The sequence below is a fragment of the Chitinophaga sp. CF418 genome, from assembly GCF_900142925.1.
In the GTDB taxonomy this organism is placed as follows: Bacteria; Bacteroidota; Bacteroidia; order Chitinophagales; family Chitinophagaceae; genus Chitinophaga.
Genome location: NZ_FRCN01000013.1, coordinates 1 through 11590 on the forward strand (window position 1 = coordinate 1; position 11590 = coordinate 11590).

General features: G+C 45.8%; 7 protein-coding genes. All 7 read right to left on the reverse strand.

From position 1 onward, the window contains the following. A partial coding sequence (locus F3I09_RS25125; protein WP_149697819.1) for a condensation domain-containing protein occupies positions 1-2802 on the reverse strand: 2802 nt, incomplete at its 3' end. Between the two features lie 23 nt (positions 2803-2825). Continuing rightward, positions 2826-3416, reverse strand: coding sequence for a hypothetical protein (locus tag F3I09_RS25130; protein WP_149697820.1), 591 nt, complete (start codon positions 3414-3416; stop codon positions 2826-2828). Positions 3417-3418: 2 nt separating this feature from the next. Next, entirely contained in the window at positions 3419-4138 is a 720-nt protein-coding gene (locus F3I09_RS25135) for a thioesterase II family protein (protein WP_149697821.1), read from the reverse strand. Positions 4139-4147: 9 nt separating this feature from the next. Further along, positions 4148-5800, reverse strand: a complete 1653-nt coding sequence (locus F3I09_RS25140; RefSeq protein WP_149697822.1) for an ATP-binding cassette domain-containing protein — start codon at positions 5798-5800, stop codon at positions 4148-4150. Between the two features lie 22 nt (positions 5801-5822). After that, the gene (gene asnB, locus F3I09_RS25145) at positions 5823-7700 is read right to left on the reverse strand and encodes an asparagine synthase (glutamine-hydrolyzing) (RefSeq protein ID WP_149697823.1); all 1878 of its coding nucleotides are present in this window, start codon (positions 7698-7700) and stop codon (positions 5823-5825) included. 9 nt (positions 7701-7709) lie between these two features. Beyond that, positions 7710-9797 (reverse strand): hypothetical protein, encoded by a 2088-nt coding sequence (locus tag F3I09_RS25150; protein ID WP_149697824.1) that lies wholly within the window; start codon positions 9795-9797, stop codon positions 7710-7712. A gap of 20 nt (positions 9798-9817) precedes the next feature. Continuing rightward, the gene (locus tag F3I09_RS25155) at positions 9818-11572 is read right to left on the reverse strand and encodes a carbamoyltransferase (protein WP_149697825.1); all 1755 of its coding nucleotides are present in this window, start codon (positions 11570-11572) and stop codon (positions 9818-9820) included. Positions 11573-11590 lie beyond the last annotated feature (18 nt).

Genomic DNA, 11590 nt, shown 5'->3' on the forward strand with positions numbered 1-11590 from the left:
CGGCAACAACTGTAAATAATATCCTACCTGGTCTTCCAGATCCGGATGTGTTCTGCCTGCACTATCTGTGCTCAGCATCAACTCAGACTGGCCTGTATAGCGGTGCAGTAGTATGCTGAACGTAGACAATAAGGTGGTGAATAATGTCACCTCATTGCTAATACCCAATAAACCAGCTACTAATCCTGCATTTAAATGATGATATACAACATGCCCTTTACGTGCATTATTACGATGACCGCCCCATACACTCAGATCAGTAACGGGCAATACACCACTTAACAAGGATGACCAATAGTCCGTCTGCGTTGCCCGCTCCTCGGACCAGCCTACATAATCTTTATACTGGATACGTGGCATTGGTAGGTCAGCCATTCCTTCCGACATGTATAATTGTTCCAACTCACGGCTGATAACATCTATAGACCAGCCATCGCTGATCAGATGGTGAATCACAAACACGAAATAGTATTCAGTAGCAGATAATCTGAAGAGTGTTACCCGCAATAATGGGCCACAGTAAAGGTCAAATTCAACTGAAGCTTGTACCTGGGCTGCTGCTCTTGCTGCCTGCAATGGCGACTCTTCACCGCTCAGATCAACCATGTTCACATTGAAGCCAATTTCATCTGCTGTCAACACCCGCTGATATATTTCTCCGTCATGTAAAACAAATACAGTGCGTAATGAGTCATGACGGGATACTATACCTGCGAATGCCCGTGTGAAAGCCTCCTCCGAAAGATGCCCCTGTATATGAACACCACTGGCAATATTAGCAGCAACATTCGCTCCTTCCAGCTGACAGAAATTCCAGAAGCGCCGTTGCCCCTCAGAGAGTCCATATAGCAACCGTAACGCTGTTACCGGGATGGTATTTGCTTTGCTATGTTCTTTCCCCAACAGATATCGTTGCAGGGAACCTATTGTATTGTGTTCAAACACCTCTCTTACCGTCAGTTCAAACCCAACTGCTCTTAGCCGGGACACCAGTTTTACCGCCTCCAGGCTGTTCAATCCATTCCGGAAAAAGTCTTCGTCAGGATCGGCAGAAACACTGAACACCTCCTGTACAAGCGCTCTCACAGTATCTCCGTCTACCTGGTAATATGCTTTGTCCAGCATTGCCAGGGCTTCCTGCTGACTATCATATTCGCCACGTTCAAACTGTTGCACCAACAGATAATGCTGTACCTTACCGCTGGTAGTACGGGGCACACTTTTCACCATTACGATCCTATCCGGCACGACGCCCAGTTTGCCAAGCAGTTGCACTCTCAGCTGTATTACCAGTGGATGAAACTCCTGCACTGACCTGCGGAAATGTACAAACAGCACTAATTCATGCCTGTCGCTCCCGGCAGGCAATGCCTGACAGGCAACGATGTCTCCCGGCTTAATACCAGGTATTTGTGCATGATGTTCTATATCCTGAGGGTAATAATTCTGCCCGTTAATGATGATAATATTCTTTGCTCTCCCTGTTATGTACAACCTTCCTCCACTGATAAACCCAAGATCTCCTGTCTTCAGCCAACCATTTTCAATAGCCCGGCTACTTGCTTCCGGGTTGTTATAATAACCGGTGGTCACATTGCCGCCACTGATCCATATATTACCAATATGATCATCTCCCAACAATCCTCCCTGATCATCTGCAATAACAATGCTGGTTGAACGCATCGGGTAACCTACACAGGCAAAGTGCAACTTGTCTGGTACATACCTGACACGATCACCTGTCTTCAGGTAGTTCCTATCCAGTGAAACAAACTGCAGTGGATCTCCCGGTGCAGGTAGTGTCACCGCTACGCAGGCCTCTGCCAGTCCATATCCCGGAAACATTGTGTTTTCACGGAGCCCGAAGCTGCTCATTACCCGCATAAAGTCTTCACAGAGCGATTTATTGATAGGCTCCGCACCATTGTAAATGATCCTCACGGCATCCAGGTTCCAGTCAGGCCTATCGATACCGGACAATGCAGCAAGAATATACTGATAGCCGAAATTCGGTGAGTATAATTGTGTGATGCTGTGTTGATGTGCTTTCTCCATCCACAACAGCGGCCGCCTGATGAAAAGAGGCGTTGCTATCAGGTATTGATCTATACCGGCAATTACACAGGACAGATGAAAACATATCAGCCCCATATCATGCGTTAGCGGTAGCCAGCTTAAGGCGCTATCTACAGCCGTTGTTGCAGAACGTTCCCGGATATCGCTGATATTGGCCAGCAGATTCCCGTGCGTTAACATAACTCCTTTTGGATGAGAAGTTGAACCCGAAGAAAACTGTATGTATGCTATATCATCCGGTACAGATGGCAGCCATGTACCACTGCCTTCTCCGGCAGTTAGCGATGCAATGCATATATGCCGTGCGCTCATCTCCTCCCACGCCGCGAGGCAGTCCTTCTCTTCCGCATAGCTGCGGACAGGCCCCGCCCAATTATCCTCGCTTAGCAGAAAAGGATGATGTAGTGTACTCCATACATTAAACAGCTTATCTTTATGCCCTTCCTGACTACCCATAGCAATGGGAACAGGAATAATCTTCCCGTACAGACAAGCCCAGAAAACCGTCAGAAAAAGCGCATTGTCCTCTATTTGCATAACCAGCTCGTCTCCAGGGTTTACGCCCTGCAACGTAAGGTTATACAACACATGCAATGCATTCTTCCTCAGATCATCGTATGACAGGTACCGTTCCTTATCTGAAGCCAGAATAAAGGTGATACCCGTAGTTTCCTCTGCAGCCTGCTGAAGTATATTAACCAAAGATTTACAACGCTCCTGTATCATGAACACAAATGGAGTTTCCTTTTTTATTTTCCTACGTTCACCAGCAGCATATCAGGTCCCTGCTGATTTCCGGCAGAATTCAGTAACAATGGAAAATCGGGGTTATCAAGTATCCAGAAGGCTTCCTTACCATCCTGGCTGGTTACATAAAGGGATTTCACCTTTTTGTTATTGATCTTAATCTGTGAAGCCGCAGGTGTTGTTTTTAACACATAGGTGGTTCCTCCATACACGGCTTTCTTATTTTTCACCAGTTCTTTATAGAACTTCTGAGAATAGAAGAACAATGTCTGGTCTTTCTTCACATGTCTTTCTTCACCCGGATTCAGGTTGTCCCAGTTAAGACTGCTTCCGTCTTTTGTACCTTCCGGTGTCACCAGGCATTTCCCCTGTATAATCTTTTTTCCATTGATGACCTTATACTGGAAACCAACGCCGGTTTTGTCCTTGTACAACACAGTGATCAGAAAATCTATGATACTGCCGTCAGGCCCTTTGGCTGCATATTTGAGCACATCGCCCTTTTTAATGTTAATCTGGCCATTGGCGTTTACCTGGGCTTTAGCTGAGAAAAAGCCCATCAGAAACAAAAGAAGAATACTTAGATAACGCATAACTATATGGTGTTTTTTAAGGAAAATCCAGCATAAACGTTTCGCACGATCAGACTGGCTATTGCAGTGGTGTGTTCGAGAATGAAGAAATGATCTCCGGGAAATTCACGGAGCACAATTGGAAGGGTTGTCTCCCGCTGCCATGCTTCCGCCTGCTCGCGGCTGATCCTGTCAGACAAGCCATTAAAAACAGTAACAGGTATATTAAACGGCTCGCAAGGCTCATATTCATAAGTTTCTACCGCTTCAAAATCGGCACGGAGTATTGGCTCATACAATTCCAGTATCTCACTGCTGTTCAATATTTCATCAGTTGTACCACCCAACGAACGTAGCTTCTCTATGAATTGAGGCCTGGGCAACTTGTGATAATCGGGCATATCCCGTCTCATAGAAGGGGCCCGGCTTCCACTGATAAACAGATGTACCGGCAGCGGCAATTGCTCTTCCCTTATCTTCTTTGTTAAAAGATAGGTCAGCAGCCCTCCCATGCTATGTCCGTATATTGCATATGGTTCCTGCAACTTCCCTGTCAGCTGGTTAAAAAGGTCGTTACACAAAACATCCAGACGCTTCAACAACGGCTCACCGTAGCGGGTGCCTCTTCCCGGATAGTCCAGCGGAACTGTAGTCAGGGAACCCCCTATTGCTTTTTCCAAAGGCAGGAATGAATAGCGGTTTCCACCAGCGAAGGGTATACAAAACAGATTAACATTTACCATACTGAAGGGTTAATTTTCGACAACTTTACCGGCGTATACCGGACTATCGCTTACAATCTTTCCATAGTTAAACTTGATGATCCGCGTTGCACAATCATAATAGTCATCATCGTGGGTAATGGCGATGATGGTCTTTCCTTTCTCTTTCAGTAACGGCAAAACCTGTTGGTAAAAGTATCTTCTGAAACGGGGATCCTGTTCTGCAGCCCATTCATCGAGCACAATTACCTCTTTATTTTCCAGCAGGGCGTAGATAAGTGCGAGACGCTTTTGTTGCCCTTTTGAATATTTCTTACCCAGGGTCTTCTGCTCTCCGTCAAGCTTCAGGATCTTTCCCATATCCATCAGCTCTATATATTCTGACAACTGTTCATTGGCGGCGGTTAACTCAAAACCATCATAGTTGTCATTGAATAAATAATTGGTGGTAAACACAGCGCTCATGCTGTCACTGTAATTTACATAATTCTTATCGTTAATCTCGCGGTCATTCAGATAGATCTTGCCTGAATAAGGCCGGTAAAGCCCCGACAACAAATAACCAAATGTGCTCTTGCCACTACCATTTCCTCCCGTTACAAACACGATCTCTCCACGCTGAATGGCAAGATTAAAGGGTTCCAGATGGAATCCCTGCTCCTTCCCTTTGTCATAACGGTAGCTTACCCCTTCAAAACGTATGCTGTCGAATGGTTCATCTACCAGGTTAACAGTTGCAGCAGTATGGCTGTCAAGCGCATCCAGCATACTGTCAAATACATTCAATCGCTGCACAGATATCTTAACGGCGGTGTAGGTAGGCACCAGGGTCAATATGATAGCGATCGGTCCTATAAGATACAAAATAGTGATCAGAAATGCAGATGTCTTTGCAATATCCAGGTGAAACATCGCCGGCAGTATAAACATGGTAATGCCCATTACAATATACCAGCTATAACTACCTATCAGCTCATTATCCATGTACTTCACTGAAGTGCCTATGGATATATTTCTCCCTGCCTCCCTGTTTTTTATCAGGAAATTATCGAATATGGAAAGATTCCTGACGATGCTCATCTTCAGTTCCTTAAAACCGTGCAGCAGGTCTTCGAGATGTTTATAATATACGTTCTGCAAATCGCGCTGCTTGTTCAGATCTGCTTCGATTGCCTTGTTACGCACAATATAGAATACCAACAATGCCGCCATCACCAGTAAGACAAACGCGGCTCCCAGTGGAGCAATCCAGAACAGATATCCAAAACAGCAAATGATCACCACAAAGGCATTGAAAGCATTCATAAATACTTCCGGTGCATGCGCCAGTACCTTCGTGTCATTGATGGCAGTATACACCTTCTCATTTCCCAGCGATTCAAAATCTTCATAAGAGGCATGACGCAACTTAGTTAGTATCGTCAGTTCAAAATCAAACAGGATGTTGTTGGTCAGCCGGATCATGTAGGCCTGGAAATATCTTGAACAGATCAGCGAGGTCGTCACAATTACAATAAATACCAACCAGTTGTATTCAGGGAATACCGGAAATGGCTTACCTGCAATGGTGCTGTTGATAAAAATCAGCAAACCTCCGTTCAGCAAACTATTAAACACACCCAGTACGACCACATACCCGATCGCTTGTTTCGACTTCTTTATCAGTGTATCGAGAAAACCCATAAGAATAGTTTTATTAGAGGTACTATAAAGAAGGCACTTCAAAGACCTCCGAGAATATATTGAACGTTAGTATAATGATGAGCAGGTCCATATCATAAGGCGGGGTAAGAATAAAGTCCTTATGCGTATACATGGCTTTCAACCGTTCCACAGTATCCGGATTGAAATAACCTCTTCTTTTAATGTAATCGTAGGATAACAGATCATTCACCCACTCATTGTTGTTCTTCAATAACTGCGGACTACCGGGAGCAACAAATCCAAATTTCTCACGGTCAATAATTTCTCTTGGCACATATTTATCTGCCAGCCGTTTGAGAATATACTTCTCCTTCATATTCTTCAGCATCAGCCCCGGGGGTATTTGCCGTACAAATTCTACCAGTGGCACATCCAGGAAAGGATAACGGCCTTCAACGTTGTTGGCCAGCGTCATTCTGTCCCCATGATCTGCAATGAGGTGCCCTGCCAGTCTCAATTTAAAGTCCACATAAGAACGCTGATGGAAAATATGCCTCTTCTGTAAACGTTTATGCGCTACGGCAGGCTGCCGCAGGCAGTCAAACTGGCTGTACACATCATTAACACCCGTGGAATAAAGCGCTTCTTTTGTGCCTTTAAATTCATACTCATTCTTCTCGTAGATAAAATCTTCATTCCCCCACAAAGTCTTTCTTACCTGGTCTTCCATCAGGTAATCCAGGTCTTTCACAACGCCATTCTTTGCACGCTGGTAGTCAAACTTATAACCTGCATACCCTCCAAACAGCTCATCGGCTCCTTCCCCGGACAGGATTACCTTTATCTGCTGAGCCTTTGCTTTTCCCGACAAGGCCAGTGAGCAAACATTATATGTTTCTTTCAATGGTGCTTCTGAAAAATATACCACCTGTTTCAACTTATTATCCAGGTCTTTCCAGTTAAACTCCACCTCATGATGCATTGATCCGATATGCTCACTCATGAGCCGCTGGTAACGTTGTTCATTGATCTCCTTGTTGTCGGGCGAACCGGAAAAACAGATTGAGAAAGAACTAAAATCCCTGCCATTCTTCAGGCTACGCATAGTAGCGCCGATAATAGAGGAGTCCAGGCCTCCGCTCAGGTAAAAGCCTACCGGTACATCTGCATGCATACGATACCTGACAGATTGTTGCAGCAACTCATCCAGCTGTTCTATATAATAAGATTCCGGTTTCTCTTCATAAACATGCGCTTCTTCCGGATATTCCAGGTCCCAGTATTCATGCAGCTCCAGCTTACCGTTGCTGAACAGCCCATAATATCCCGGCTGCAAGCTCCGTATGTGTTTGAACATAGTTACGGGAGCTATATTTGCCGGAAAGGAAAATATCTGGTCAAGCCCGCCAAGATCCACGTCTCTGGGCATACCAGGGAATTCCAACAGGGCTTTCATCTCTGACCCGAACAGGAACACATGCTCCTGTTGACTATAGAACAAGGGGCAAATACCGAAATGATCCCTGGCAAAGAACAAGGTTTGTTTGTTTTTATCGTACAACGCAAAAGCAAACTGTCCGTTCAGCATATTCAGGAACCCGGTTCCATACTCCCGGTACAGATGAAGGATCACTTCCACATCACATGCGGAACGGAATATATGTCCCCTGGCCTGCAGGTCAGCCCTTAACTCTTTATAGTTGTAGATCTCTCCATTGCAGATCATCACTATGTTATCATCTGCACTGAAAAAAGGCTGCTGCCCATGAGCAAGGTCTATAATACTCAGCCGACGAAAACCAAACCCGACATGCCCGTCTGCATAACTGGTGGCATCATCTGGTCCGCGATGTTCCATCTTACCTGCCATCTGCCTTAATATGTTCTCATCAACGGTCTGCTGCCTGTTATTGTAAATTATCCCGGTTATACCGCACATAAAAGAAGTTTAATTAAGCTCAAAGTGAGTAGCCGTATTACTGGTAGCCGTAAACGTCACGATCTCACCAAATACGTAAAAAGCAGCATCCAGGATAGCCTCATCCGCTGTGGTCCGCTGTTCTGCGGCCACCAGTTGTTCCGGCACCGGCCAAGAGATGGTTACAGTATTGATACCATTGGTACAGATATCTGCCGGTACTGTCAGTGAATGACGTGTCCATTTCCCCGACACTGCCACTTCACTTACCTGTACTCCATTCAACAACACCCTGATCTTACCTTCTTCCTGTAATCCGGGCACACGGAGTGAGATATCAAAGAATACCGGTTCATCTTTAGCGGCTACCAGGAAGAAGACAGATTGCGCATCCCTGGCCTGATAAAAGGCGGCCTTTGTTCCCTGATATTCATCGTATGAGGTAGCATGATAAAATGTCTCCAGCAGGTTAACAGCCTGCCCGGCTACCCCATGTTCTTTATTCCTGAGATCATCCACATACTTATTAAGATTGACCCCTGCTGTTTGCAACGCAGCCACCATAGCATTCACCAGATCAATCTCCATGGTTTTGCCGGAACGGGGATGCAAGAGGGCATGTACATACCTGTCCAGGCGGGTATTTCCTGTTACCAGTATTTCCAATGTTTTGCAAAGATTATTGGATGCACTGCGGTTCATCATATCGCAGTAGTAGATCATTGTCCGGGCAATTTCTTTGGAATATTGCAGCGCCTTTACGCAGTGATGATACAGTATGCCATACTGCTGTCCCCAATGTGCATTATGAATGGCAGCAAACAAATGCGCCATTGCATGTACTTCCTGATCGGGTCTGATACTTGCAGCAGGCACCTTACCACTTGCTTTGTTGCCTGAAAGCGCAAGTACCTTATCAGCTACAGCCTGCATGGCTACCTGTATACCTTCTGCAGTAAAATGGCAATAGTCCAGGAAAAGGTCCTTACCGGGTATTCTTCCATTCAGATGCCGGCTGAATACTTCCGGGATGTCCACCACCCCTATCTTGTGCGTTGCAGCTTCCCGCAATATTGTCTGCCTTGTTATATTGAACATACGTGGCTTACTGTTGGTGCGACAGAACAATGCTGTATCTCTTGCTGTTTCCAGGTAAACGCGCGCCTTATCATATTCCTGCAATAGCAGGTGTGCATCCGCTAACAGTTCATATCCATAAGGGTGACTGGGATCCAGTGCTATCATCCTGTTGGCCTCCGCAATACCGCGTTGCGCATCCTGCTCCTTTAAGGCCAGCTCCGCCTGATCCCTGGCGGCTATCCAACCGGCAATACCATTATCAGGTAATCTTGATATGAAGCGCTCTCCCGGTGTACTTCTGCAATCCAGCAGGTTGAACTCCGGTATGGCAAATATTACGGGTAATTCAGGCCCTCCCACTGTTCGTACATACTCCAGGAAAGATCCTACCAGTTTAGAAAATAACTCCTCCAGTATAGTTCTCGCACTGCTGATATCCTGATTTACCACCAGGGCATCTTTTACCCGGGACAAATATGTCTTGTCAGTTAATATCATATTCACCAGGTCGTCGCGCCAGTTATTCCCAGCCAGGAACAACACCATATCAGGCTCCAGCGCAAGCGCTTCACGATAACGCTCTTTCAGGCCAGCCATGCCCAGATTCGTCTCTGCCAGATCTATCACCTCAAATTCATCCTTATCGGCATTGCCATTCAGTAAAGTACCCAGCACCTGTGCAGGTGTAAAACCAGGGTCCAGTAAGAATCCACGGGCTACAGATTCCCCCAGCAGGACAACTCTTTTGCGAGTTCCTTTCGCAGGGATCACTGGAATATCGGCAAAGTATGTCCAGCGGGCTTTTCTCGATACATCACGACTATACACAATTTCTCCGTCTACCTCTTCCGGTTTATAAATACCTATATGCCCCGTTGCTACAGATCCATGTAGTGCCGTATCTGCAATCTGTTCATTGGTAATACCCAACTCTTCGAACAGGGCATTTATTGCTATGGTGGATGACTGCCCACTGCTCAATAATAAAGCGAGGGCGTCTGCTTTCTCTCTTAATGCTGATGATGGTCGTACAGACATAATCCTTTTTTTAATTAAGATCAGATAAAAGTGTAGACGTTAGGATTCAATTCAAATGAAGGACGTTCCAGGAGATTCTGGTTGATCATCTCCAATATGCTGGTATCATTGTTTTCGTTGTCAATGATAAAATCCTCCAGTATCAGACAGTCTATATCCGTGGTAACAAAACATATCAATGCTTCTTCAGGATTACATACTATCGGCTCATCTCTTACATTGAAGGATGTGTTCAGCAGGATAGGACATCCTGTCAAATCCGCAAAGGCTTTCAGTAATGCAGCAAACCGTGGATTTGTCTTTTCACCTACAGTCTGCACCCTGGCAGATCCATCTACATGGGTAATGGCAGGCAGATCAAAGGAAGAGATCACCTGGCAGGTTTCCAGCATAAAAGGGGAAGGATGATCTATGTCAAAATGTTCACCTGTTGCTGATTCCAATACAGCAGGAGCAAAGGGACGGAACGCTTCACGCTTCTTTACCATTGCATTGATGCGGTCACGCATATCAGCTCCCCGGGGATCGGCCAGTATTGAGCGGGCGCCCAATGAACGTGGCCCAAACTCCATCCTGCCGTGAAACCATCCTATCACTTTACCTTCTGCCAAACGCTGTGCTACCTGCTTTACCAGTTCCTCATCATCCTTGTGCTGCGTATAGCGCAGAGACGTAGCGCTTAACAATTTTTTGATCTCTGCTGAGCCGTAAGAGGGGCCCAGGTAAACATGTTCCAACTGACTGGTCATTCCCTCTCCGGACAGATCGGCATGAGCCAATGCGGCTGCTCCTAATGCACATCCGGCATCTCCTGCAGCGGGTTGCACAAAAAGTTGCTTAAAGGGACTGCTCTTCAGGATCTTTCCATTAGCTACACAGTTCAAGGCTACACCACCAGCCATACAAAGATTTTCCGCCCCCGTTTTTTCGTGCAGATAACGTGCCTTCTCTATCAGGACCTCTTCCAGTACTACTTGCAAACTGACAGCAATGTCTTCATGCACCGGCAGTATCGCCGTCTCCTTTTTCCTCGGCGCCAACCCGAATAATGCAGGTAAGGCCTCACTATACATTTTCTCTCCTTTCAGGAAATCAAAGTATTCCATGTTCAACTCATACTGACCGGCTTCTCCGTTCCTGATAAGCTGCCTTATTTTGTCAACATATAAAGGCTTGCCGTAAGGCGCAAGTCCCATTACCTTGTATTCACCGCTGTTTACGCTGAAACCGAGGTAACTGGTAATAGTACTGTATAATAGTCCCAGTGAATCGGGGAAGGAAACCTCTTCAAATAGTTCCAGCTTTGCACCTTTACCAATGCCGTAGGTAGTAGTAGCCCACTCTCCCACTCCATCTACCGTGAGAATAGCGGCATGGTCGTAACCGGAATAATAATAACTGCTGGCGGCATGTGACAGATGGTGCTCATAGAACCTGACAGGACCATCATAACCAAACTGCTCCCTGATCTGCCGTTCTACTGCTGCGTGGTCTGTATTACGTATACTATCTGCAGTAATAAATCTGCTACCACTCCATAGCTGCCTGGATAATTTCTTTACCGGATCTTCATAATAGGCGATGCAATCAATATCGGAAATTGTGATGCCTGCTTCTTTCAGGCAATAGTTAAAGGCTGCCTTGGGCAGATCGGGATCATTCTTTTTCCTGCTGAACCTTTCTTCCTGCACTGCAGCTTTCAATACGCCGTCCTGGAGTATACAACAGGCTGAATCGTGGTAAAAGGCAGAGATGCCAATTATATTTAAACTCATGGATGATGATTTTATAAT

Bases quoted from the DNA above. Each gene is read 5' to 3' on its own strand.
- asnB (WP_149697823.1), bottom strand. From the start codon at position 7,700: ATGTGCGGTATAACCGGGATAATTTACAATAACAGGCAGCAGACCGTT.
- F3I09_RS25130 (WP_149697820.1), bottom strand. From the start codon at position 3,416: ATGCGTTATCTAAGTATTCTTCTTTTGTTTCTGATGGGCTTTTTCTCA.
- F3I09_RS25135 (WP_149697821.1), bottom strand. From the start codon at position 4,138: ATGGTAAATGTTAATCTGTTTTGTATACCCTTCGCTGGTGGAAACCGC.
- F3I09_RS25155 (WP_149697825.1), bottom strand. From the start codon at position 11,572: ATGAGTTTAAATATAATTGGCATCTCTGCCTTTTACCACGATTCAGCC.
- F3I09_RS25140 (WP_149697822.1), bottom strand. From the start codon at position 5,800: ATGGGTTTTCTCGATACACTGATAAAGAAGTCGAAACAAGCGATCGGG.
- F3I09_RS25150 (WP_149697824.1), bottom strand. From the start codon at position 9,797: ATGTCTGTACGACCATCATCAGCATTAAGAGAGAAAGCAGACGCCCTC.